Source organism: Burkholderia sp. PvR073, from assembly GCF_054055695.1.
The window spans coordinates 63,637-88,071 of the sequence record NZ_JBSRXO010000005.1 but is presented as its reverse complement, the minus strand read 5'-3'; the positions used below and the strand labels follow the sequence as shown (position 1 = coordinate 88,071).

General features: G+C 66.3%; 21 protein-coding genes. 16 read left to right on the top strand and 5 right to left on the bottom strand.

Going from position 1 to position 24,435, the window contains the following annotated elements; genetic code table 11:
• Nucleotides 1–99 precede the first annotated feature (99 nt).
• The gene (gene proP / locus ACVK00_RS17080; RefSeq protein WP_284897895.1) at nucleotides 100–1,584 is read right to left on the bottom strand and encodes a glycine betaine/L-proline transporter ProP; all 1,485 of its coding nucleotides are present in this window, start codon (nucleotides 1,582–1,584) and stop codon (nucleotides 100–102) included.
• A gap of 539 nt (nucleotides 1,585–2,123) precedes the next feature.
• Here proP and ACVK00_RS17075 point away from each other — a divergent pair.
• Nucleotides 2,124–2,456 (top strand): YnfA family protein, encoded by a 333-nt coding sequence (locus ACVK00_RS17075; protein ID WP_228907265.1) that lies wholly within the window; start codon nucleotides 2,124–2,126, stop codon nucleotides 2,454–2,456.
• Between the two features lie 63 nt (nucleotides 2,457–2,519).
• Here the strand turns inward: ACVK00_RS17075 and dnaQ are convergent, their stop codons facing one another.
• The 3 genes from dnaQ to ACVK00_RS17060 are packed head-to-tail and all read right to left on the bottom strand — an operon-like array spanning nucleotide 2,520 to nucleotide 4,545.
• The gene (dnaQ, locus tag ACVK00_RS17070) at nucleotides 2,520–3,254 is read right to left on the bottom strand and encodes a DNA polymerase III subunit epsilon (protein WP_228907266.1); all 735 of its coding nucleotides are present in this window, start codon (nucleotides 3,252–3,254) and stop codon (nucleotides 2,520–2,522) included.
• A gap of 38 nt (nucleotides 3,255–3,292) precedes the next feature.
• Complete coding sequence (gene rnhA / locus ACVK00_RS17065) at nucleotides 3,293–3,736, bottom strand: ribonuclease HI (RefSeq protein ID WP_105833750.1); 444 nt, start codon at nucleotides 3,734–3,736, stop codon at nucleotides 3,293–3,295.
• Nucleotides 3,733–4,545 (bottom strand): class I SAM-dependent methyltransferase, encoded by an 813-nt coding sequence (locus ACVK00_RS17060; protein WP_228907267.1) that lies wholly within the window; start codon nucleotides 4,543–4,545, stop codon nucleotides 3,733–3,735. The genes rnhA and ACVK00_RS17060 overlap by 4 nt, the downstream gene beginning before the upstream one ends.
• Nucleotides 4,546–4,563: 18 nt before the next feature.
• Between ACVK00_RS17060 and gloB the strand changes: the two genes are divergently transcribed.
• From gloB to ACVK00_RS17020, 8 genes are all read left to right on the top strand, one after another.
• A complete protein-coding gene (gloB, locus tag ACVK00_RS17055; protein ID WP_228907268.1) occupies nucleotides 4,564–5,400 on the top strand; it encodes a hydroxyacylglutathione hydrolase in 837 nt (278 codons plus the stop codon).
• A gap of 151 nt (nucleotides 5,401–5,551) precedes the next feature.
• Complete coding sequence (locus ACVK00_RS17050; protein WP_228907269.1) at nucleotides 5,552–7,126, top strand: transglycosylase SLT domain-containing protein; 1,575 nt, start codon at nucleotides 5,552–5,554, stop codon at nucleotides 7,124–7,126.
• A 137-nt stretch (nucleotides 7,127–7,263) separates the two neighbouring features.
• A complete protein-coding gene (locus ACVK00_RS17045) occupies nucleotides 7,264–8,496 on the top strand; it encodes an MFS transporter (RefSeq protein ID WP_284897898.1) in 1,233 nt (410 codons plus the stop codon).
• A 364-nt stretch (nucleotides 8,497–8,860) separates the two neighbouring features.
• Nucleotides 8,861–10,006 (top strand): glutamine-hydrolyzing carbamoyl-phosphate synthase small subunit, encoded by a 1,146-nt coding sequence (carA, locus tag ACVK00_RS17040; RefSeq protein WP_228907271.1) that lies wholly within the window; start codon nucleotides 8,861–8,863, stop codon nucleotides 10,004–10,006.
• A gap of 37 nt (nucleotides 10,007–10,043) precedes the next feature.
• Nucleotides 10,044–10,715, top strand: a complete 672-nt coding sequence (leuE, locus tag ACVK00_RS17035; RefSeq protein WP_228907272.1) for a leucine efflux protein LeuE — start codon at nucleotides 10,044–10,046, stop codon at nucleotides 10,713–10,715.
• A gap of 60 nt (nucleotides 10,716–10,775) precedes the next feature.
• Entirely contained in the window at nucleotides 10,776–14,030 is a 3,255-nt protein-coding gene (carB, locus tag ACVK00_RS17030) for a carbamoyl-phosphate synthase large subunit (protein WP_006750300.1), read from the top strand.
• Nucleotides 14,031–14,148: 118 nt separating this feature from the next.
• Nucleotides 14,149–14,625 (top strand): transcription elongation factor GreA, encoded by a 477-nt coding sequence (greA, locus tag ACVK00_RS17025; RefSeq protein ID WP_006750301.1) that lies wholly within the window; start codon nucleotides 14,149–14,151, stop codon nucleotides 14,623–14,625.
• Nucleotides 14,626–14,639: 14 nt separating this feature from the next.
• Nucleotides 14,640–15,098 carry a DUF4149 domain-containing protein gene (locus tag ACVK00_RS17020; protein ID WP_175730008.1) on the top strand — a complete coding sequence of 153 codons (459 nt, stop codon included), beginning with the start codon at nucleotides 14,640–14,642 and terminating at the stop codon, nucleotides 15,096–15,098.
• Between the two features lie 58 nt (nucleotides 15,099–15,156).
• Here ACVK00_RS17020 and ACVK00_RS17015 read toward each other — a convergent pair whose 3' ends face one another.
• Nucleotides 15,157–15,684 (bottom strand): YhbY family RNA-binding protein, encoded by a 528-nt coding sequence (locus tag ACVK00_RS17015; RefSeq protein WP_284897899.1) that lies wholly within the window; start codon nucleotides 15,682–15,684, stop codon nucleotides 15,157–15,159.
• A gap of 194 nt (nucleotides 15,685–15,878) precedes the next feature.
• Between ACVK00_RS17015 and ACVK00_RS17010 the strand changes: the two genes are divergently transcribed.
• The 7 genes from ACVK00_RS17010 to pstA all read left to right on the top strand — a co-directional run bounded on the left by ACVK00_RS17010 (nucleotide 15,879) and on the right by pstA (nucleotide 24,431).
• Entirely contained in the window at nucleotides 15,879–16,541 is a 663-nt protein-coding gene (locus ACVK00_RS17010) for an RlmE family RNA methyltransferase (protein ID WP_228907274.1), read from the top strand.
• A gap of 166 nt (nucleotides 16,542–16,707) precedes the next feature.
• Nucleotides 16,708–18,603 carry an ATP-dependent zinc metalloprotease FtsH gene (ftsH, locus tag ACVK00_RS17005; RefSeq protein ID WP_006758678.1) on the top strand — a complete coding sequence of 632 codons (1,896 nt, stop codon included), beginning with the start codon at nucleotides 16,708–16,710 and terminating at the stop codon, nucleotides 18,601–18,603.
• Nucleotides 18,604–18,679: 76 nt separating this feature from the next.
• Nucleotides 18,680–19,573, top strand: a complete 894-nt coding sequence (folP, locus tag ACVK00_RS17000; RefSeq protein WP_435521218.1) for a dihydropteroate synthase — start codon at nucleotides 18,680–18,682, stop codon at nucleotides 19,571–19,573.
• A gap of 36 nt (nucleotides 19,574–19,609) precedes the next feature.
• Complete coding sequence (gene glmM, locus ACVK00_RS16995) at nucleotides 19,610–20,965, top strand: phosphoglucosamine mutase (protein WP_166722311.1); 1,356 nt, start codon at nucleotides 19,610–19,612, stop codon at nucleotides 20,963–20,965.
• Nucleotides 20,966–21,425: 460 nt separating this feature from the next.
• Entirely contained in the window at nucleotides 21,426–22,460 is a 1,035-nt protein-coding gene (pstS, locus tag ACVK00_RS16990; protein WP_228907277.1) for a phosphate ABC transporter substrate-binding protein PstS, read from the top strand.
• Nucleotides 22,461–22,554: 94 nt separating this feature from the next.
• Complete coding sequence (gene pstC, locus ACVK00_RS16985) at nucleotides 22,555–23,541, top strand: phosphate ABC transporter permease PstC (RefSeq protein WP_228907278.1); 987 nt, start codon at nucleotides 22,555–22,557, stop codon at nucleotides 23,539–23,541.
• The gene (gene pstA / locus ACVK00_RS16980; protein ID WP_228907279.1) at nucleotides 23,538–24,431 is read left to right on the top strand and encodes a phosphate ABC transporter permease PstA; all 894 of its coding nucleotides are present in this window, start codon (nucleotides 23,538–23,540) and stop codon (nucleotides 24,429–24,431) included. Before pstC ends, pstA begins: the two co-directional genes overlap by 4 nt.
• Nucleotides 24,432–24,435: the final 4 nt, after the last annotated feature.

Sequence of the window (24,435 nt, the reverse complement as noted above, 5' to 3'; positions counted from 1 at the left end):
GGACAGACGAAAAAAAGGCCCGGCCGGCGCAAGAGCCGGTCGGGCCGATCGGATTCGATCGAGCCCCGGCTTCGGCCGGGGCTTTTTCATTTATGACGCTCAGGCGCGGGCGGCCGACACGACGCCATAGATCTCCGTGTCCTCTTCCTCGCGCAGCTGGCGCACCAGCTGGTGGGCTTCACGACGCGATGCGACGGCCGGCGGCGAGCCCTTGAGCGGCTGGCGCGCGGTTTCGGCGAGCGCGACCACCGACACGATACCGATCACGGCGGCGCCCATCATGTAGTACGCGGGCATCATCAGGTTGTGGGTCACGTCGACGAGCCACGCGGTGACGAGCGGCGTCGTACCGCCGAACAGCGACACCGACACGTTGAAGCCGATCGCGAGCGCGCCGTAGCGGATCTCGGTCGGGAACAGCGCCGGCAGTGCCGACGGCATCACGCCGGTGAAGCACGACAACAGCACGCCGAGGATCAGCAGGCCGCTGAACACCGAAGCGGTGGTGCCCGCATGGATCAGCATCATCGACGGGATCGACAGCACGAGCAGGCCGACGCAGCCGGCCAGCATCACGGGCTTGCGGCCGATCTTGTCCGACAGGCGGCCGGCGGCGAGCGTCAGCGGCATCATCAGCACCATCACGATCAGCACCAGCACGAGGCTGTGCGATTCGTCGAAGTGCAGCGTCGACGACATGAAGCTCGGCAGGTACGACAGCACCATGTAGTCGGTCACGTTGAAGATCAGCACGAGGCCGACGCAGAGCAGCAGCGCGCGCCAGTTGCGCAGCAGCGTGTCGCGAAAGAGTGTCTTCGGCACGGCCTTGTCCTGCGCTTCGCGCTCTTCGGCCTGGCGCTTGAATGCCGGCGTTTCCTCGAGCTTCATCCGGATGTACAGACCGATCAGGCCGAGCGGGCCCGCGATCAGGAACGGCACGCGCCAGCCCCACGACAGCAGCGCTTCCTGCGACAGCGACGCGGTGAGCAGCGCGACGACGCCGGCCCCCATCACATAGCCGATCAGCGTGCCGAACTCGAGGAAGCTGCCCATGAAGCCGCGGCGCTTGTCGGTCGAGAACTCGGCGATGAAGGTGGCGGCGCCGCCGTATTCGCCGCCGGTCGAGAAGCCCTGCACGAGGCGGGCGACGAGCAGCAGCACGGGCGCCATGATGCCGATCGACCCGTAGCTGGGGATCAGGCCAATCGCGAAGGTGCCGACGGCCATCATGATCATCGTGGCGGCGAGCACGCGCTGGCGGCCGATGCGGTCGCCGAGCGGGCCGAACACCATGCCGCCGAGCGGGCGCACGAGGAACGCGGCCGCGAAGGTGCCGAAGGTCGCGAGCAGCTGCGCGGACGGGCTGCTCGACGGGAAGAACACCTTGCCGAGCGTGACGGCGATATAGCTGTAGACGCCGAAGTCGAACCATTCCATCGCATTGCCGATGGCCATCGCGCTGACGGCGCGTTTGAGCAGGCTCTGGTCGACGACGGTAATGTCGTCCGCGGCGAGCGGGGCCTCGCCGGACGAAGTGGAGGAAGAAGCAGCGGTCGGGCTGACGTGTGTTGCGGTCAAGGTCATGCACTCCTTTGACTGCGCCGGAACGGCTGGGCCGTCCGACACGGTTTGCCGGCAAGCGCGATGTCGTGTGCTGCGCGTCGGGGCAAGCCTTTAAGCGCTTACTGCACACAGGGCGGTAAGAGGCCGTAAGGGATTGCTTCGACGCTGGCCCGATGGGCCGTCGCGACGGTGCGCTCATGAAGAATGGGCCGCGTGATGCGAGCGGCGGATGCCGGTGCGGACGGGGTCCGGTGTTCCGGCAACTGCCCCGGAGGGGCAACGAAACGAGAAAAGCGGGCCTGTCGGGCGGGCTTTCCTGTGGATGCAATTCCGGTCGAAGCACCGGCCCGCAACGCGCGGACGGACTTCTCTCGAAATCGAATAGACAGAGATTGAATGTTGAAACAGGCGACATGATAGCACGATGACAGACGATCGTGCAAATTGCCCGGAATCCCCCGTGGGGCGGGGGTTCCGGCGCGGTCGGCTCCGGTATGATCGGCGGCGCGCGGCGGGGTCGCGCGGCCCGCCGGGCGACGGGCGAATTCACGAGGAACCGGATGACCGAACTGATGAAGATCGCGGCGCTGTTCGCCGTCACTGCGCTGGCCGAAATCGTCGGCTGCTACTTGCCGTGGCTCGTGCTGAAGGGCGGGCGGCCGGTGTGGCTGCTGGTGCCGGCCGCGCTGTCGCTCGCGCTGTTCGCGTGGCTGCTGACGCTGCACCCGAGCGCCGCGGGGCGCACGTACGCGGCGTACGGCGGCGTGTATATCGCGGTGGCGCTGATCTGGCTGCGGGTGGTGGACGGCGTTGCGCTGACGCGCTGGGATGCGGTGGGCGCGGTGCTCGCGCTCGGCGGGATGGCCGTCATCGCGCTGCAGCCGCGCGCGTAAGCGCGGCTGCAGGCGGGACTTTTTCGAGGCTCTTGAGGCTTTCGAGACTTGCGGGACGCCGCGTCAGGCGGCTTCGGCGGTATCCACGTCGGCGGACTTGCGCCACACGCAGGTGCCCTTGATCGACTTGTCGAGCTCGTCGAGCTGGGTCTGGTGGGCGGCGAGCTCGTCGTCGCTCGCCGCGAGGACCGGCAGGTCGAGTGACGCGAGCGACACGCGCTGGCCGTTCGCCGCGCCGCCGTCGGCGCCTGCGTCGTCGAGCATGTCGATCACGAGGCTGTCCTGGCCGCGCGTCATCGCGAGATAGACCTCGGCGAGCAGCTCCGAGTCGAGCAGTGCGCCGTGCAGCGTACGGTGCGCGTTGCTGATGCCGAACCGGTCGCACAGCGCGTCGAGCGAGTTGCGCTTGCCGGGGAACATCTGCTTGGCCTGCACGAGCGTGTCGATCACGCCGCCGCAATGCTCGGTGAACGGCGGCAGGTCGAGCCGCGCGAATTCGGCGTCGAGGAACCCGAGGTCGAACGGCGCGTTATGGATGATCAGCTCGGCGTCCTTCACGAAGTCGCGAATCTGGTCGACGACTTCCGCGAACTTCGGCTTGTCGCGCAGGAACTCGGTGGTGAGGCCGTGCACGGCCAGTGCGCCCGGATCGCTGTCGCGCTCGGGGTTCACGTAGATGTGCAGGTTGTTGCCGGTGAGCCGCCGGTTCAGCAGCTCGACGCAGCCGATTTCGATCAGGCGGTCGCCCGTGCGGGGGTTCAGGCCGGTGGTTTCGGTATCGAGAATGATCTGGCGCATGTCGGATAAATCGGGAAAGACAGTCGGGCGGCCTGGGTTCAGGCCACGAGCGATTCGACGCCGCGATTCGCAAGCGCGTCCGCACGTTCGTTTTCGGGATGGCCGGCGTGGCCCTTCACCCAGCGCCACTCGATCTCGTGTTGTGCGACGAGCGCGTCGAGCCGCTTCCACAGGTCGGCGTTCTTCACCGGGGTCTTCGCCGCGGTGACCCAGCCTTTCTTCTTCCAGCCGTGGATCCACTCGCTGATGCCTTTCTGCACGTACTGCGAGTCGGTATGGACGATCACGCGGCACGGCCGTTTGAGCACTTCGAGCGCGCCGATCACGCCCATCAGCTCCATGCGGTTGTTGGTCGTGTTGGGCTCGCCGCCGAACAGCTCTTTTTCGCGGTCGCCGTAGCGCAGCAGTGCGCCCCAGCCGCCGGGGCCGGGGTTGCCCTTGCAGGCGCCGTCGGTATAAATGTCGATGGTGTCGGTGGTCATGAGTGTTCTTGATGGGTGGTTGGGGTGGCCGCCGGCGTCAGGCCCGGCGCGAGCACGGGCTTTTTCATCTTGATCTGGCCGACGAGGCGCATGCCGCGCACGCGCTTGACGGCCGTGACCATGTAGACGGCGCCGAAGATCGGCCACCAGCGGTCGCCGGCGGCTTCCATGAAGCCATAGCGGGCAAGCCATTTGTCGGTGATGAGCGGCGGCCGGTAGCAGCCGAAGCGGCCGCGCTCGAGATCGAAGCCGAGCAGCTTGATCCAGTCCTTGAGCCGGATGAACGCGATCTGGTCGCGCGCGGCCGGCACGAACGGGCGGTTCGCCATGCGCCCGAACGATTGCCGCATGCCCCACAGGCTCAGCGAATTGAAGCCGGTGATCACGAGCTGGCCCTCCGGCATCAGCACGCGTTCGGCTTCGCGCAGCAGGCGGTGAGGGTCCGACGTGAATTCGAGCGTGTGGGGCATCACGATCAGGTCGACGCTCTGCGACTCGAACGGCAGGTCGAGCAGGTCGCACCACGTCGTGCTGCGATCGGTCGGCGCATGTTCGGGCCCGCGCGCCTCGCGCGCCCACGGATACTGGTAGGGCGCGCTCGCGCCGCTCGCCGGGTCGAGCACGAGGCCGCGATACGGCATGCGGTTCTCGCGCAGCGCATCGAGCTGCGGCAGGCCGAGCTGGAGCGCGTGAAACCCGAACACGTCGGACACGATCCGGTCGAGCTGCGCCTGCTCCCAGCCCAGCACGTAGCGGCCGGGCGGCGAGTCGGTCCAGGCGGGCCAGTCTATAATTTGTGGATCGGACATAACGTTGATTGCGCGCCCATGAACGAGCTGGAATACGTGCCGGTGCCGGCATTCGAAGACAACTACATCTGGCTCGTGTCGGACGGCCGCGATGCGATCGCCGTCGATCCGGGTGAAGCCGCGCCGGTACGCCGTGTTCTTGCGGAACGCGGCTGGCGGTTGACCGCTATTTTACTCACGCACCACCACGCCGACCATGTCGGCGGTGTCGCCGCACTGCGCGATAGCCAACCGGACGATGTGCCGCTCGTGGTTTACGGCCCGGCAGCCGAGGCGATCGGCGTGGTCACGCGGCCGCTCGCGGGCGGCGATCGCGTGACGCTCGACGCACCGGCGCTCGCGTTCGACGTGCTCGACGTGCCCGGACATACGCGCGGCCACATCGCGTATTTTCAGGCGGCCGGCGTAGGCGCGGCCGGCGCAGGCAGGGCCGGTCAAGGCGCGGCCACGCCGCACGTATTCTGCGGCGACACGCTGTTCTCGTGCGGCTGCGGCCGCCTGTTCGAAGGCACGCCCGCGCAGATGCTCGCGTCGCTCGACGCGCTCGCGGCGCTGCCCGGCGACACGCGCGTGCATTGCGCACACGAATACACGCTGTCGAACATCCGCTTCGCGCTCGCCTGCGAACCGGGCAATGCGGCGCTCGCCGCCTGGCGCGACGACGCGCAGGCGCTGCGCGCGCGCGGCGTGCCGACGCTCCCCACCACGATCGCGCACGAACGTGCCGTCAACCCGTTCATGCGCGCGGACAGCACGGCCATCCATGCGACGCTCGCGGCCGAGCTGCACGAAACGGTGCCGGATCGTCTGGCGGCATTCACGCTGATGCGCGAGTGGAAGAATCGTTTCCGATGACGCATTCCGGAGGATTCCAAACCTCAGGTGGCGCCTGTAAAAATTGCTCCAAATGTAGGATTTCGCTGAGTTTTCGGTGTTTTTATTGACGTGAAGCACGCACTTCCGTAGTATCGCCTGCAATTTCCAGCCGTCGGAAGCCGAGATTTTCATGCGACTTATATTGAGTGCGATGGTGGTCCTGCTACTCGCCGCTTGTGCGAGCCAGGCCCCTGTCGCCAACAACGCCGCCGATTCGCAGGCGACGTCCAACTACCTCCGTAAATCAGCCACCGCCAAAGAAACTGTCGACGTCGACAAGCAATCCGTCGGCGACCTGACCAGTGCGGACTCCGATCTCTGGGGCCGCATCCGTCGCGGCTTCCAGATGCCCGACCTGCAGAGCGACCTCGTCGACATGCAGACGACGTGGTACACGCAGCGTCCCGATTACGTGCAGCGCATGACCGAGCGCTCGCAGAAGTACCTGTATCACATCGTCGAGGAACTCGAAGCGCGCCACATGCCGACCGAGCTCGCGCTGCTGCCGTTCATCGAATCCGCGTACAACCCGCAGGCGCTGTCGGTCGCGAAGGCGGCCGGCATGTGGCAGTTCATGCCGGGCACGGGCCGCACGTACAACCTCAAGCGCAACATGTGGCAGGACGAGCGTCGCGACGTGCTCGCGTCGACGAGCGCCGCGCTCGACTACCTGTCGCGCCTGCATGACATGTTCGGCGACTGGTATCTGGCGCTGGCCGCCTACAACTGGGGCGAAGGCAACGTGCAGCGCGCGATCGCGCGCAACCAGGCGGCCGGCCTGCCGACCGACTACCAGAGCCTGCGGATGCCGAACGAGACGCGCAACTATGTGCCGAAGCTGCAGGCGGTGAAGAACATCATCGCGAGTCCGCAGCAGTACGGCCTCGCGCTGCCTGACATCCCGAACCATCCGTATTTCGTGACGGTCACGACGTCGCGCGACATCGACGTGGCGGTGGCCGCGAAGCTCGCGAACCTGCCGCTCGACGAATTCCGCTCGCTGAACCCGTCGTTCTCGAAGCCGGTGATCCTGGGCGCGACCGAGCCGCAGATCCTGCTGCCGTTCGACAATGCGGCGGCGTTCGAGAAGAACCTGAAGGCGCACAACGGCCAGCTGTCGTCGTGGACCACCTACACGGTCAGCGAGCGCGCGCGCCCGGCCGCGATCGCCGAGAAGATCGGTGTCGACGCCGATACGCTGATGTCGGTCAACAAGATTCCGGCCGGCATGCGCCTGAAGCCCGGTTCGACGATCGTCGTGCCGCGCGGCGACGATGACGATGAGGACATCAGCGCGGACGTCGCGGAAAATGGCGCGCTCGCGATCGAACCCGACGTGCCCGACACGCGCAAGATGCTGATCCGCGTGCGCCGCAAGCAGTCGATGGCCGCACTCGCCGGCCGCTACGGCGTGTCGGTCGGCCAGCTGAAGGCATGGAACCGTACGCACCGCGATATGGTGATGCCGGGCCAGGCGCTCGTTTTGCACGTGCCGGTTGGCCGTTCGGTGCCGGCCGAGCCGGGTCCGGAGCGGATCGCGACGTCGGCGGCTGGTGCGCATATCGAGCGCGCGAGCCTGTCCGTCGGCGGCAAGTCGCGTGGCGCGAAGCACGGTGCCGCGAAGCCGGCGGCCCGCACGGCGAAGGCGGCTCCCGCGAAGGCGGCGCCGGCCAAGGCTGCTGCCCACAACGGCAAGAAGAAGTAACGCGGTCGCGATCGCAACGCGACGGTCCGTCCGGGCCGCACGATTGCGTTATCATCCGACGAAAGCAACGCCGTCACCGAGGTGACGGCGTTTTCATTTGTGCGCAGCAGCGGGGCGCGGGATAGCAAGGAGAGGCGATGTCGTCGGTGCAGGTGAGAGTGCTCGCGCTGTTCGCGATCGGGTATTTCGTGTCGTATGTGTTCCGCGGCGTCAATCTCGGCTTCGCGCCGTTCGTCACGCACGAACTCGGCCTGTCGGCCGCCGATCTCGGGCTGCTCACCAGCCTCTATTTCCTCGGCTTCGCCGGCGCGCAGATTCCGGCCGGCGTGCTGCTCGACCATTTTGGCCCGCGCCGCGTGACGGCCGGGATGCTGCTGTTCGCGGCGGCCGGCGCTGCGGTGTTCGGCGTCGCGCACGACCTCGGCACGATGATGGTCGGCCGGCTCCTGATCGGCGTCGGCGTATCGGTGTGCCTCGGTGCGGCGTTCAAGGCGCTCGCGCAGCATTTTCCGGTCGGCCGGCTGCCGCTCCTCAACGGTCTCGTGATGGCCGTCGGGGGCCTCGGCGGCGTTGCGGTCGGCTCGCCGCTGACCTGGCTGCTCGGGCTCGCGAGCTGGCGCGCGATCTGCGGCGGCCTCGCGGTGCTGACGATCGTCGTCGCCGCCGCGATCGGCTTCGGCGCGCCGGAAGCCGAACAGCCGCGCCACCAGGGCGGGCTCGTCAGCCAGTTCAAGGGCACCTGGCACATCCTGAGCAGCCGCGCGTTCTGGAAGATCTCGTCGTTCTCGGTCGTCACGCAGGGCGTGTTCTACGCGATGCAGTCGCTGTGGGTCGGGCCGTACCTGCGCGATGTCGCGGGGTTCGATGCGCAGCGCGCGGCCCAGCTCGTGTCGGTGCTCGGGTTCGCGATGATGGCCGGCTGCGTCGGCTTCGGCGCGGCGGCGCGCGTGCTCGAGCGGCGCGGGGTGTCCGTCCAGGCGTTTTGCGGCGTCGGCATGGCGCTGTTCGTCGCGACGCAAGCCGCGATCGTCGCGCGCATCCCGCTGCCGCCGGCCGTACTGTGGGCGGCGTACGGGATGTTCGGCGGCGTCGGGATCCTGACCTATGCGGTGCTGGCCCGTCATTTCCCGGCCCATCTGATCGGGCGCGCGAACACGACGCTCACGCTCGTGATCTTCGTGCTGATCTTTGCGTTCCAGATCGGCATCGGCGCGGTGCTGTCGCACTGGCCGGCAATCGACGGCCATTACCCGGCCGCCGCGCACGTCACCGCGTGGAGCGCGCTGCTCGCGCTGCAACTCGCGAGCGCGGTCTGGTACGCGTGGCCTGCGCGCGGCACTGGCAAGCAGGGTGATCCGGCGGTACGCTGACGGGTAGGGCGGCCTGCGCAAACGGGGCCGCAGCAGCGCGCGCGGCGTGCGGTCGCCGCTGACGTCAGGCGCGCCGCATGCACGATCGGACGGCCATATCGATTGAAGATAGGGCCATTTTCGGGCTATAATTTGAAAGTTTGTGCTGATCAACCTCGCACCCTAGCGCCTACCTCACTCATCCCGTTCATCCGCCGCACGCCGCCTGTCGGGCGATGCCGCGAAGCCTCGTGCGCCACGCGCCGGGTTCGCGTCTCGACAACGCAGGTCGCGTCCAGCTAGCGACTCCGCGCGCCTACGCAGCGCGGCGCTCGCGCGGCAGGGTAAACAGGTCGGCAGCAGGGTGTTCCCCAAGGAGCCTCCCGTGTTGCCGTCTTTTTCTCCCGCCTTGCTTGCACTCGCCGACGGCACGGTCTTTCGTGGTTATTCGATCGGGGCCGAAGGCCATACGATCGGTGAAGTCGTGTTCAATACCGCGATTACCGGCTATCAGGAAATCCTGACCGATCCGAGCTACGCGCGTCAGATCGTCACGCTCACCTACCCGCATATCGGCAACGTCGGCATCAACGCCGAAGACGTCGAAGCCACGAAAGTCCATGCCGCCGGCCTGATCATCCGTGATCTGCCCACGCTCGCCTCGAACTTCCGCATGGACCGCACGCTCGGCGATTACCTGCGCGACGAAGGCGTCGTCGCGATCGCCGGCATCGATACCCGCAAGCTGACCCGTATCCTGCGCGACAAGGGCGCGCAGAACGGCTGCATCCTGGCCGGTTCGGACGACGAGGCGAAGGCGATCGAGCTCGCTCGCTCGTTCCCGGGCCTCGCCGGCATGGATCTCGCGAAGGTCGTGTCGACCACGAAGCCGTTCGAGTGGAAGCAGACCGAATGGCGCCTCGAAGGCGGCTACGGGATGCAGGAAGCACCGAAGTACCGCGTCGTCGCGTACGACTTCGGCGTCAAGTACAACATCCTGCGCATGCTCGCGGAGCGCGGCTGCCAGGTGACGGTGCTCCCGGCGCAGGCCAGCGCGGCCGACGCGCTCGCGCTGAATCCGGACGGCATCTTCCTGTCGAACGGCCCGGGCGACCCGGAGCCGTGCGACTACGCGATCGCGGCCACGAAGGAATTCATCGAGCGCGGCGTGCCGACCTTCGGCATCTGCCTCGGTCACCAGATCATGGGCCTCGCGGTCGGCGCCAAGACGCTGAAGATGAAGACGGGCCACCACGGCGCGAATCATCCGGTGAAGGATCTCGGCGACGGCCGCGTGGTCATCACGTCGCAGAACCACGGCTTCGCGGTCGACGCGGATTCGCTGCCGGCCAACGCGCGCGTGACGCACGTGTCGCTGTTCGACGGCACGCTGCAGGGCTTCGAGCTGACCGACAAGCCGGCGTTCTGTTTCCAGGGCCACCCGGAAGCGTCGCCCGGCCCGCACGACATCGGCTATCTGTTCGACCGTTTCACCGCCCTGATGGACGCGGCGCAGCAGCGCAACGCCTGACGTCACTGAAGCAACCGAAGAACGGGAGATTCGCATCATGTTCGGCCACGCACTCGGCATCACGGATATCTGGACCTACGTGTTCGGCGTGATCTTCATCATCCTGCTGCCGGGGCCGAACTCGATGTACGTGCTGTCGCTCGCGGCGCAGCGCGGCGTGAAGGCCGGCTATCGCGCGGCCTGCGGCGTGTTCGTCGGCGATGCGGTGCTGATGGTGCTGTCCGCCGCGGGCGTCGCGTCGCTGCTGAAGGCGAACCCGCTGCTGTTCTCCGTCGTCAAGTACGGCGGCGCCGCGTACCTGCTGTACATCGGCGCCGGGATGCTGCGCGGCGCGTGGCGCAAGCTGCGCGCACGCGCCGATGCGCCGGCCGACGCGCCGCTTGCGGTCGACGGCGAGCGGTCTTTCGACAAGCCGTTCCGCAAGGCGCTGATCGTGAGCCTCCTGAATCCGAAGGCGATCCTGTTCTTCATCTCGTTCTTCATCCAGTTCGTCGACCCGGCATTCCCGCATCCCGCGCTGTCGTTCGTCGTGCTCGGGGCGATCGCGCAATGCGCGAGCTTCCTGTACCTGAGCACGCTGATCTTCGCGGGCGCGCGGCTCGCCGAGCATTTCCGCCGCCGCCGCAAGCTCGCGGCGGGTGCGGCGAGCAGCGTGGGCGGCCTGTTCATCGGTTTCTCGGTGAAGCTCGCGCTCGCCACCATGAGTTGAGCGCAGCCGGCCGACCCGCGACAACGCCACGACAAAGATTACTTACTGAATTCACAAGCCATGCCAAAACGCACAGACATCAAAAGCATCCTCATCATCGGCGCCGGCCCGATCATCATCGGCCAGGCTTGCGAGTTCGACTATTCGGGCGCGCAGGCTTGCAAGGCGCTGCGTGAAGAGGGCTACAAGGTCGTCCTCGTGAACAGCAACCCGGCGACGATCATGACCGACCCGAATACGGCCGACGTCACGTACATCGAGCCGATCACGTGGGAAGTCGTCGCGCGCATCATCGAGAAGGAGCGCCCGGACGCGATCCTGCCGACGATGGGCGGCCAGACCGCGCTGAACTGCGCGCTCGACCTGCATCACCACGGCGTGCTCGAGAAATTCGGCGTCGAGCTGATCGGCGCGTCGCCGGAAGCGATCGACAAGGCGGAAGACCGCCAGAAGTTCAAGGACGCGATGACCAAGATCGGTCTCGGCTCGGCGAAGTCGGGCATCGCGCACTCGATGGAAGAAGCAACCCAGGTGCACGCCGAGATCATGGCGTACACCGGCGGCAGCGGCTATCCGATCGTGATCCGTCCGTCGTTCACGCTCGGCGGCTCGGGCGGCGGCATCGCGTACAACCGTGAAGAGTTCGAAGAGATCTGCAAGCGCGGCCTCGACCTGTCGCCCACGCGCGAACTGCTGATCGAGGAATCGCTGCTCGGCTGGAAGGAATACGAGATGGAAGTCGTGCGCGACCGCGCCGACAACTGCATCATCGTGTGCTCGATCGAAAACCTCGACCCGATGGGCGTGCACACCGGCGACTCGATCACGGTCGCGCCGGCGCAGACGCTCACCGACAAGGAATACCAGATCCTGCGCAACGCATCGCTCGCGGTGCTGCGCGAGATCGGCGTCGACACGGGCGGCTCGAACGTGCAGTTCTCGATCAACCCGAAGGACGGCCGCATGGTCGTCATCGAGATGAACCCGCGCGTGTCGCGTTCGTCGGCGCTCGCGTCGAAGGCGACCGGCTTCCCGATCGCGAAGGTCGCGGCGAAGCTGGCGGTCGGCTACACGCTCGACGAGCTGAAGAACGAAATCACCGGCGGCCAGACGCCGGCGTCGTTCGAGCCGACGATCGACTACGTCGTCACGAAGATTCCGCGTTTCGCGTTCGAGAAGTTCCGTGAAGCCGATTCGCGCCTGACCACGCAGATGAAGTCGGTCGGCGAAGTGATGGCGATCGGCCGCACGTTCCAGGAATCGTTCCAGAAGGCGCTGCGCGGCCTCGAAGTCGGCGTCGACGGTCTCGACGAGAAGTCGACCGACCGCGACGAGATCGCGATCGAGATCCACGAGCCCGGCCCGGATCGCATCTGGTACGTCGGCGATGCATTCCGTATCGGCATGACGGCCGAGGAGATCTTCGCGGAAACCGCGATCGACCCGTGGTTCCTCGCGCAGATCGAGCAGATCATCCTGAAGGAGAAGGCGCTGTCGGGCCGCACGCTCGCGTCGCTGACGTTCGACGAGCTGCGCTTCCTGAAGCAGAGCGGCTTCTCCGACCGACGCCTCGCGAAGCTGCTCGGCGCGACGCCGGAAGACGTCCGCAAGCGCCGCGTTGAACTGAACGTGCGCCCGGTCTACAAGCGCGTCGACACCTGCGCGGCCGAGTTCGCGACGAAAACCGCGTACATGTACTCGACCTACGAGGAAGAGTGCGAGGCGCAGCCGACCACCAACAAGAAGATCATGGTGCTGGGCGGCGGCCCGAACCGGATCGGCCAGGGCATCGAGTTCGACTACTGCTGCGTGCACGCGGCCCTCGCGATGCGCGAGGACGGCTACGAAACGATCATGGTCAACTGCAACCCGGAAACGGTGTCGACCGACTATGACACGTCCGACCGCCTGTACTTCGAGCCGCTGACGCTCGAGGACGTGCTCGAGATCGTCGACAAGGAAAAGCCGGTCGGCGTGATCGTCCAGTACGGCGGCCAGACGCCGCTGAAGCTCGCGCTCGACCTCGAGGCGCACGGCGTGCCGATCGTCGGCACGTCGCCGGACATGATCGACGCGGCCGAAGACCGCGAACGCTTCCAGAAGCTGCTGCAGGACCTCGGCCTGCGCCAGCCGCCGAACCGCACCGCGCGCGCCGAAGAAGAAGCGCTCGCGCTGGCGGCCGAAATCGGCTACCCGCTGGTCGTGCGCCCGTCGTACGTGCTGGGCGGCCGCGCGATGGAAATCGTCCACGAGCCGCGCGACCTCGAGCGCTACATGCGCGAGGCCGTGAAGGTGTCGAACGATTCGCCGGTGCTGCTCGACCGCTTCCTGAATGACGCGATCGAATGCGACGTCGACTGCATCTGCGACGGCGAAGCGGTGTTCATCGGCGGCGTGATGGAGCACATCGAGCAGGCAGGCGTCCACTCGGGCGACTCGGCATGCTCGCTGCCGCCGTACTCGCTGTCGAAGGAAACCGTGGCCGAGCTGAAGCGCCAGACGGGCGCGATGGCGAAGGCGCTGAACGTGGTCGGCCTGATGAACGTGCAGTTCGCGATCCAGCAGGTGCCGCAGGCGGACGGTTCGAAGCAGGACATCATCTACGTGCTCGAAGTGAACCCGCGTGCATCGCGCACGGTGCCGTACGTGTCGAAGGCGACCAGCCTGCCGCTCGCGAAGATCGCGGCGCGCGCGATGGTCGGCCAGAAGCTCGCGCAGCAGGGCGTGACGAAGGAAGTCGAGCCGCCGTACTTCAGCGTGAAGGAAGCGGTGTTCCCGTTCGTCAAGTTCCCGACCGTCGATCCGGTCCTCGGGCCTGAAATGCGTTCGACCGGCGAAGTGATGGGTGTCGGCCAGACGTTCGGCGAAGCGCTGTTCAAGTCGCAGCTCGCGGCCGGTTCGCGCCTGCCGGAGTCGGGCACGGTGCTGCTGACCGTGATGGACGCCGACAAGCCGAAGGCGGTCGAAGTCGCGCGCATGCTGCACGACCTCGGCTACCCGATCGTCGCGACCAAGGGCACGGCTGCCGCGATCGAAGCGGCCGGCGTGCCGGTGAAGGTCGTCAACAAGGTGAAGGACGGCCGTCCGCACATTGTCGACATGATCAAGAACGGCGAGATCGCGCTCGTGTTCACGACGGTCGACGAGACGCGCCAGGCGATCGCCGATTCGCGTTCGATTCGCATGAGCGCGCAGGCGCACAAGGTCACGTACTACACGACGATGTCGGGCGCGCGCGCGGCCGTCGAAGGCTTGCGCTACCTGAAGGATCTGGAAGTCTATGATTTACAAGGTCTTCACGCTCGCCTAAACTAAGCAGTCAGTTTCCTGTCGAAGCAACACGTGCCGCGGTTAAGCGGTGTTTCCGGTTCACCGGAAATGCGCTTAATCGCGGTGATTTTTTTTATAGCCGTTATTATCGATTGAGCCGTTTATGAGCACCATTCCGTTGACAAAGCGTGGCGCAGAGCAACTGCGCGATGAATTGCAGCGCCTCAAGTCGGTCGAGCGGCCGGCCGTGATCACCGCGATCGCGGAGGCCCGCGCACAGGGTGATCTGTCCGAAAACGCCGAATACGACGCAGCGAAGGAAAAGCAGGGCTTCATCGAAGGCCGTATCGCGGAACTCGAATCGAAGCTGTCCGCCGCGCAGGTCATCGACCCCACCGTGCTCGATGCCGAGGGCCGTGTGGTCTTCGCGTCGACGGTCGAACTCGAGGATCTCGAGTCGGGCGACACCGTCAAGTATCAGATCGTCGGCGACGACGAAGCCGATATCGATCACGGCCTGATCTCGGTCAGCTCGCCGATCGCACGCGCGCTGATCGGCAAGTCCGAAGGCGACGTCGCGGCCGTGCAGGCGCCGAGCGGCGTGCGCGAATACGAAATCATCTCGGTCAGCTACATCTGAAGCCGGGCGACGTGATGCCGCATCGCGTGTTCCGTCTGCTGTCGGCCGTGTGGGTCGGCAGCCTGCTGACGATCGGGTATGCGGTCGCGCCCGTGCTGTTCAAGACGCTGGAGCGGATGACGGCCGGTTCGGTCGCCGCCCAGCTGTTTCGCATCGAGGCGATCCTCGGTGTCGTGTGCGGCGTGCTGCTGCTCGCGTTGTCGAATCAGCAGGTGCGGCGCGGTAGCGGCGATTATCGTCGCGTGCGCTGGATCGTCGCGGCAATGGTCGCGTGCGTGCTGGTCGGGTATTTTGCGCTGCAGCCGTTCATGAACGCGCTGCGAGTGGCCGCGATGGAAGCGGGCACCGATATCGCGAACTCACCGTATGCGAGCCGCTTCGGGATGCTGCACGGCGTCTCGAGCCTGTTCTATCTCGTCGAGAGCGTGCTGGGGCTGATGCTGATCTGGCGTCTGCCGGCGCGAGACTCCTGAACGGCCTGAGGGCCGCACGGGCAGCGCGGCACGGGATGCCCCGTGCCGCCCGGCAGGCTTACTTGCCCTGGTGCGGCCGCTTCGTGCTGGCCTGACGCTTTTTCGCCCGCTTCACCGTGCCGCCCGCCGTCACGCGCTCGTTGCCGCGCACGACGACCTTGGTCGGCTTCGGGCGACGCACGGGGCTCGCGTTCGGCGACACCTTGACGACCTTGACGGTGCGCGGTGCACCGCCTTTCTTGTCGTCGGTGGCTTCGGCCGCGCTCGGCAGCGCGCCGGCACGGCGGCCGCGGGTCGGGGCCGTCACGGCGGCCTCGGGCTTCCAGATCACCAGCAGCTTGCCGATGTGCTGGATCGGCGCGGCGCTCAGGCGGTCGCAGATCTCGTCGTAAATGGCGACGCGCTCGTCGCGTTCGTCACCGAACACACGGATCTTGATCAGTTGGTGCGCGGCGAGGTGCACCTTGATTTCCTTCAGCACTGCGTCGGTGAGCCCTTCGGCGCCGATCAGCACGACGGGCTTGAGCGCATGGGCCTGGGAGCGCAGCGCGGAGCGCTCGGCGGGGGAAAGCGAAAGGGCGGGCATGGAAATGTCGAAATCTAGATAAGGGGCGCTGCGTCAGAAGCGAATCGCGGGAAGTTACCGCATCAGCCGCGCGCCGAAACCACGTAAAATCGCGGCTTGGGCCTCAAAAAGGGGCCGCAGCCGCGCGAAGAAGACGCGTATTATCCGCCAAAAGCACGGCTTCACGAAGCAAATAGCAGCAATCTCTCTCTCGAATGGCAAAAAACCGCTTCAACCAGCACTGGCTGCACGACCACATCAACGACCCGTACGTCAAAATGGCGCAGCGGGAGGGCTATCGCGCGCGCGCCGCGTACAAACTGAAGGAAATCGACGAGCAGGACAAGCTGATCCGTCCGGGCCAGGTCATCGTCGATCTCGGTGCGACGCCGGGCAGCTGGAGCCAGTATGCCCGCAACAAGCTCGCGCAGGGCAAGAAGCGCGACACCCAACGCGAAGGCGGCATCGACGGCACGATCATCGCGCTCGACCTCCTGCCGATGGAGCCGATCGCCGACGTCCACTTCATCCAGGGCGACTTCCGCGAGGACGACGTCCTCCGGCAGCTCGAGGATGTGCTCGAAGGTCGCATGGTAGACCTTGTTATTTCGGACATGGCCCCCAACCTCTCCGGCGTGGCCTCGGCGGACGCGGCGCGCATCGAGCATTTGTGCGATCTGGCGCTTGAATTCGCGCAGAACCATCTGAAGCCGGATGGTGCGCTGCTCGTGAAATGCTTTCACGGCAGCGGCTACAGCCAGATCGTCGAGAAGTTCAAGCAGCAGTTTAAGGTGGTCGCGCCCCGCAAGCCGAAGGCGTCGCGCGACAAATCGTCCGAAACGTTCATTTTGGGCCGGCAGCTGAAGCAACCGCGGTGACGCGGAGCGCGGTGCCGCAAACGGGCTCCGGCCCTTGCCAGACAAGCGAAGCGCTATCGCGGCGGTTGTCAATGCTTATGGCAGGGGTGGTCGGACTGGATTAGAATGACCGAGGAGCGCCGCAAGGAAAATGTAGGCGCTCGTCTACGAGTGAAGGAGTGGTGCTTTGAACAACAATATGTTTTCGAAGGCAGCAGTGTGGCTGGTGATCGCACTGGTGCTGTTTACGGTGTTCAAGCAGTTCGACAAGCCCCGCGTCCAGGAAGGTGTGTCCTATTCGCAGTTCATGGACGACGCCAAGAGCGGCAAGGTCAAGAACGTCATCGTGCAGGGGCGCAACCTCACCGTCACTCCGGCTGATGGCCAGAAATACCAGATCGTGTCGCCCGGCGACATCTGGATGGTCGGCGACCTGATGAAGTATGGCGTGCAGGTCAGCGGCAAGGCCGACGACGAGCCGAACGCGCTGATGTCCGCGCTGTATTACCTCGGGCCGACGATCCTGATCATCGTGTTCTGGTTCTACATGATGAGGCAGATGCAGGGGGGCGGCAAAGGCGGCGCATTCTCGTTCGGGAAATCGCGCGCGCGGCTGATCGACGAGAACAACAACGCGGTCAACTTCTCCGACGTCGCGGGCTGCGACGAAGCGAAGGAAGAAGTGTCCGAGCTCGTCGACTTCCTGCGCGATCCGCAGAAATTCCAGAAGTTGGGCGGGCGCATCCCGCGCGGCGTGCTGCTCGTCGGCCCTCCGGGTACCGGCAAGACGCTGCTCGCCCGCGCGATCGCCGGTGAAGCGAAGGTGCCGTTCTTCAGCATCTCGGGTTCCGACTTCGTCGAAATGTTCGTCGGTGTCGGCGCGGCCCGTGTGCGCGACATGTTCGAGCAGGCGAAGAAGCACGCACCGTGCATCGTGTTCATCGACGAAATCGACGCGGTCGGTCGTCATCGCGGCGCCGGCATGGGCGGCGGCAACGACGAGCGCGAGCAGACGCTGAACCAGATGCTGGTCGAGATGGACGGCTTCGAGGCGAACTCCGGCGTGATCGTGATCGCCGCGACCAACCGTTCCGACGTGCTCGACAAGGCGCTGCTGCGTCCGGGCCGTTTCGACCGCCAGGTCTATGTCGGCCTGCCGGACATCCGCGGCCGCGAGCAGATCATGCGCGTGCACCTGCGCAAGGTGCCGATCGCGAACGACGTCGATGCAGCGGTCATCGCGCGCGGCACGCCGGGTTTCTCGGGCGCCGATCTCGCGAACCTCGTGAACGAAGCGGCGCTGTTTGCCGCACGTCGCGGCAAGCGCATCGTCGAGATGCAGGATTTCGAGGACGCGAAGGACAAGATCTTCATGGGTCCGGAGCGCAAGTCGGCGGTGATTCGCGAAGAAGCGAAGCGCGCGACGGCTTACCACGAGTCGGGCCACGCGGTGATCGCGAAGCTGCTGCCGAAGGCCGACCCGGTGCACAAGGTCACGATCATCCCGCGCGGTCGCGCGCTGGGTGTCACGTGGCAGCTGCCGGAGCATGACAACGAGACGTACTCGAAGGACTACCTGCTCGATCGCCTGGCGATCCTGTTCGGCGGTCGCGTGGCCGAGGAGCTGTTTCTGAACCTGATCAGCACCGGCGCGTCAGACGACTTCAACAAGGCGACGCAGACGGCACGCGCGATGGTGGCCCGTTTCGGCATGACCGACGCACTCGGACCGATGGTCTACGTCGACGACGAGAGCGACAACGGTCCGTTCGGCCGCGGCTTCACGCGCACGATCTCGGAAGCGACGCAGCAGAAGGTCGACGGCGAAATCCGTCGCGTGCTCGACGAACAGTACAACCTTGCGCGCCGCCTGCTCGAAGAGAACCGCGACAAGGTCGAGGCGATGACGGCCGCGCTGATGGAGTGGGAAACGATCGACGCCGATCAGATCAACGACATCATGGAAGGGCGTCCGCCGCGCTCGCCGAAGAGCTCGCCGGCTGTCGGCGGTGACTCGTCGGGTGGCGGCACGACCGCCGAAGTGAAGCCGGCCAACGCGCCGGCGCCTGCTTCGCCGGCCTGAGCGCCGCTGTAGCACCGTTCACGGGCTGGTGTGGCTTCACACCGGCCCGTTTTGCATTCATCAACGCCTCCCGCCCGTGTCCGATTCCGCTGCTTCCGCGTTCATTCCCGCGCCGCTCCAGTGCGGCCGTTTCTCGCTGACGTTCGAACGCCCGCTCGTGATGGGCATCCTCAACGCGACCCCCGATTCGTTTTCCGACGGCGGCCGCTTCCTCGCGCGCGACGATGCGCTGCGCCAGGCCGAGCGGATGATCGCCGAAGGCGTCGACCTGATCGACATCGGCGGTGAGTCGACGCGTCCCGGCGCGCCGCCCGTGCCGCTCGACGAGGAGCTCGCGCGCGTGATCCCGCTCGTCGAAGCGCTGCGGCCGCTGAACGTGCCGCTGTCGATCGACACCTACAAGCCGGCCGTGATGCGCGCGGCGCTCGCGGCCGGCGCCGACCTGATCAACGACATCTGGGGGTTTCGCCAGCCGGGTGCGATCGACGCGGTCCGCGACGGCAACAGCGGGCTGTGCGCGATGCACATGCTCGGCGAGCCGCAGACGATGCAGGTCGGCGAGCCCGACTACGGCGACGTCGTGACCGACGTGCGCGACTTTCTCGCCGAGCGCGCGCAGGCGCTGCGCGACGCGGGCATCGCGCCGGAGCGGATCTGCGTCGATCCGGGCTTCGGGTTCGGCAAGGCGGTGGTCGACGACAACTACGCGCTGCTGGCCGCATTGGCGGACACGGCGCCCGCGCGGCCCGACGGGCGCGCGTACCCGATTCTCGCGGGCATGTCGCGCAAGTCGATGCTCGGCGCGGTGATCGGCGACAAGCCGCCGATGGAACGCGTCGCGGCGAGCGTGGCGGCCGCGCTGTGCGCAGTCGGGCGCGGCGCCGCGATCGTGCGCGTGCACGACGTCGCGGCGACGGTCGACGCGCTGAAGGTCTGGAACGCCGTGCGCGAAGCCGCGCGGCAACGATAAGTCAGAACTCAGAAAGACGAAGGAGGAAGATTCGCCATGGGACGTCGATATTTCGGCACGGACGGCATTCGCGGCACGGTAGGCGAGGCGCCCATCACGCCTGATTTCGTGTTGCGTCTCGGCTATGCGGCCGGCAAGGTACTGGCCGGCACGGCCGACGTCGCGGCGGGTGCGCGTCCGACGGTGCTGATCGGCAAGGACACGCGCGTGTCGGGCTACATGCTCGAGGCCGCACTCGAGGCCGGTTTCTCGGCGGCCGGCGTGGACGTGATGCTGGCCGGTCCGATGCCGACGCCGGGCGTCGCGTACCTGACGCGCGCGCTGCGCCTGTCGGCCGGCGTCGTGATCAGCGCATCGCACAATCCGTATCAGGACAACGGCATCAAGTTCTTCTCCGCGGACGGCAACAAGCTGCCCGACGACACCGAAGCCGCGATCGAAGCGTGGCTCGACAAGCCGCTCGAATGCGCATCGTCGGACCGGCTGGGCAAGGCGCGCCGCCTCGAAGACGCGGCCGGCCGCTACATCGAGTTCTGCAAGAGCACGTTCCCGGCCGCATACGACCTGCGCGGGCTGAAGCTCGTGATCGATTGCGCGCACGGCGCCGCGTACCAGATCGCGCCGCACGTGTTCCACGAACTCGGCGCGGACGTGATCCCGATCGGCGTCGCGCCGAACGGCTTCAACATCAATGACGGTGTCGGCGCGACGGCGCCCGATGCACTCGTGCGCGCGGTGCGTGCGAACCATGCGGACCTCGGCATCGCGCTCGACGGCGACGCGGACCGCCTGCAGGTCGTCGATTCGACGGGCCGGCTGTTCAACGGCGACGAGCTGCTCTACGTGCTCGTGAAGGACCGGATCGCGACGGCCGGCAAGGTCGACGGCGCGGTGGGCACGCTGATGACGAACCTCGCGGTCGAGGTCGCGTTGCAGCGCGAGGGCGTGCCGTTCGTGCGCGCGGCGGTCGGTGATCGCTACGTGCTCGAGCAGCTGCGCGAACGCGGCTGGCAGCTCGGCGCGGAAGGCTCGGGCCACATCCTGTCGCTCGACCGCCATTCGACCGGCGACGGCATCGTGTCTGCGCTGCTCGTGCTCGCCGCGCTCAAGCGCAGCGACCGCACGCTCGCGCAGATGCTGGACGGCGTCACGCTGTTCCCGCAGAAGCTGATCAATGTGCGGATGAAGCCGGGCGCGGACTGGAAGGGCAGCGCATCGATTCGCACGGCGATCGACGCAGCCGAAAGCGCGCTCGCCGGCAGCGGCCGCGTGCTGATCCGCGCGTCGGGCACCGAGCCCGTGCTGCGCGTGATGGTCGAGGCGCAGCATGCGGCCGACGCGACCCGCCACGCGGAAGCGATCGCCGACGCGGTGCGGATGGCGACGAGCTGAGCCGAACCGGCGACGGCGCGCGACGCTCCTCCGGCCGAGTGCGCGTCTGCCACTGCGATGAGTCGACCTGCGGCGCCTTCGGGCGCCGCAATTCATCAGACGCAAAGGTTTGCGCTATTAAATAGAAGGGGCTTCGGCGCGGATTTCATCTGACAGAAGAAATCATCCGACCCTGAGCAGAAGTAGTATGCAGAGCAGGGCACGGCCACCTGTTTTCGCCGCGACATGATCGCATGCGCACCCCGGTCAAAACGGTGCCCCTGCTGTCCCTGCCTGACCGGCAATTCTTGCCGTCATCCCCGCCGCGCGTTGCCTCCGCGGCCCCTCGCACAAGGCCGGCTACACCCTTTCAACCAGTCATGTTACTGTCACGCCAGTTTCATCGATTGTCACATTAACGTCATGAGGAGCCCCTAACCTTCGCGGTGCCGTAGTCATCCGCTCACACACTGGAGGTCTCATGAAATTGATGCAAACCGCGATTGCCGGCCTGGCTGGCGCGTTTTTCGCCGTTGCCGCGCACGCTGCCGACATCACGGGCGCAGGTAGCACGTTCGCCATGCCGATCTATACGAAATGGGCTGCCGACTACCAGCAGTCCGGCGGCGCGAAGGTGAACTACCAGGGTATCGGTTCGTCGGGCGGTCTGAAGCAGATCAACGCGAAGACGGTCGATTTTGCCGGTTCGGACGCTCCGCTGAAGGATGAAGAGCTCGCGAAGGAAGGCCTGTTCCAGTTCCCGACGGTGGTCGGCGGCGTGGTGCCGGTCATCAACGTGCCGGGCGTGAAGGCCGGTGAACTGACGCTGTCGGGCCCGGTGCTCGGCGACATCTACCTCGGCAAGATCAAGAAGTGGAACGACCCGGCGATCGCCGCACTGAACCCGAAGGTCAAGCTGCCGGACACGGACATCGCGGTCGTTCGCCGCGCTGACGGCTCGGGCACGAGCTTCATCTGGACGAACTACCTGTCCAAGGTGAACGACGAGTGGAAGTCGAAGGTCGGCGAAGGCACGACGGTCAACTGGCCGACGGGCACGGGCGGCAAGGGTAACGACGGCGTCGCGGCCTTCGTGCAGCGCCTGCCGGGCGCAGTCGGCTACGTCGAGTGGGCGTACGCGAAGAAGAACAACATGATCTACACCGCGCTGAAGAATTCGACGGGCACGGTGGTCGAGCCGAAGACGGAAACGTTCAAGGCCGCTGCGGCCGGCGCGAACTGGTCGAAGTCGTTCTACCAGATCCTGACGAACCAGCCGGGCAAGGAAGCATGGCCGGTCGTCGGCGCGACGTTCGTGCTGCTGCACGCGAAGCAGGACAAGCCGGAGCAGGGCGCCGAAACGCTGAAGTTCTTCAGCTGGGCGTTCAAGAACGGCGAGAAGGCGGCTGACAGCCTCGACTACATCTCGCTGCCGCCGGCAGTCGAGGCGGAAATCCGCAAGCAGTGGAAGACGAAGGTCACGGACGCATCGGGCAAGCCGGTCGCCGCGGAGTAAGCATTGCAGCGGTTCACTGCCCGGCCGTGCCGGTCGGGCAGTGTGTGCGGTAAGGCCGGGCGTCACGGCGCCCGGCGATCCAGAACAGGCACCCATGTCTGAAATTTCCTACACGTCCTCCCGGTCCGCCGACGCCGCGTCGCAACGCGCGCCGAGCCGTCTCGGCGACGTTCTGTTCGGCGGCCTCGCACGGCTTGCCGCGATCGTAACCCTGCTGCTGCTGGGCGGGATCATCGTTTCCCTGATCATTGCGTCGCTGCCGACCATCCAGAAGTTCGGCCTCGGCTTCCTGTTTCAATCCGAGTGGGATCCGAACTCGGATGTCTACGGCGCACTCGTGCCGATCTACGGCACGCTCGTGACGTCGATCATCGCTCTCGTGATCGCGGTGCCGGTCAGCTTCGGCATCGCGCTGTTCCTCACCGAGCTGTCGCCCGTGTGGCTGCGCCGCCCGCTCGGCATCGCGATCGAGCTGCTCGCCGCGATTCCGTCGATCGTGTACGGCATGTGGGGCCTGCTCGTGTTCGCGCCGATCTTCGCCGAATACTTCCAGAAGCCGATCGGCCGCGTCTTCAAGGACGTGTGGGTGCTCGGTCCGCTGACGGCCGGCGCGCCGATCGGCATCGGCATCCTCGCGGCCGGCGTGATCCTCGCGATCATGATCATCCCGTACATCGCGTCGGTGATGCGCGACGTGTTCGAAGTCACGCCCGTGCTGCTGAAGGAATCGGCGTACGGGATCGGCTGCACGACGTGGGAAGTGATGTGGAAGGTCGTGCTGCCCTATACGAAGACCGGCGTGATCGGCGGCGTGATGCTCGGCCTTGGCCGCGCGCTCGGCGAAACGATGGCCGTGACCTTCGTGATCGGCAACACGAACCTGCTCGACAGCGTGTCGCTGTTCGCGCCGGGCAACAGCATCACGTCGGCGCTCGCGAACGAATTCGCGGAAGCGCAACCGGGCCTGCATACGTCCGCGCTGATGGAGCTGGGCCTGATCCTGTTCGTGATCACGTTCATCGTGCTGTCCGTCTCCAAACTGCTGCTGCTTCGTCTCGAGAAGGGAGAGGGCAAGAAATGAGCGAGCCCATCATGAATTTCCCCGGGCCGAACGGCGCCGCGCTCGACGCGATGCGCAACCGCCTGCAACGCAGGCGCAAGGTCACCAACGCGATCGCGCTCACCGCGTCGCTCGGCGCGATGGCATTCGGCCTGCTGTGGCTCGTGTGGATTGTCTACACGACCGTGCACCTCGGCGTCGGCGGCCTGTCGCTGCAGTTGTTCACCGAATCGACGCCGGCGCCGAACACGGAAGGCGGCGGTCTGGCGAACGCGATCGTCGGCAGCCTGCTGCTGTGCGGTTTCGGCACGCTGGTCGGCACGCCGATCGGCATCCTCGCGGGCGTCTATCTCGCCGAATACGGCCAGAAGAACCTGCTCGCGAGCACGATCCGCTTCATCAACGACATCCTGCTGTCGGCGCCGTCGATCGTCATCGGCCTGTTCGTGTACGCGATCGTCGTCGCGAAGTCGGGGCGCTTTTCGGGCTGGGCGGGCGTGATTGCGCTCGCGCTGCTGCAGATTCCGATCGTGATCCGCACGACCGAGAACATGCTGAAGCTCGTGCCGAACGCACTGCGTGAAGCGGCCGTCGCGCTCGGCACGCCGAAGTGGCGCATGGTGCTGAAGATCACGCTGCGCGCGTCGGTCGGCGGGATCGTGACGGGCGTGCTGCTCGCGATCGCGCGGATCGCCGGCGAAACGGCGCCGCTATTGTTCACGGCGCTGTCGAACCAGTTCTTCTCGTGGGACATGAGCCAGCCGATGGCGAACCTGCCCGTCACGATCTACAAGTTCGCGATGAGCCCGTTCGCCGAATGGCAGTCGCTCGCATGGGCGGGCGTGTTCCTGATTACGCTCGGGGTGCTCGGACTCAACGTCCTGGCGCGCTCGATCTTCTCGCAAAAGTAACGGC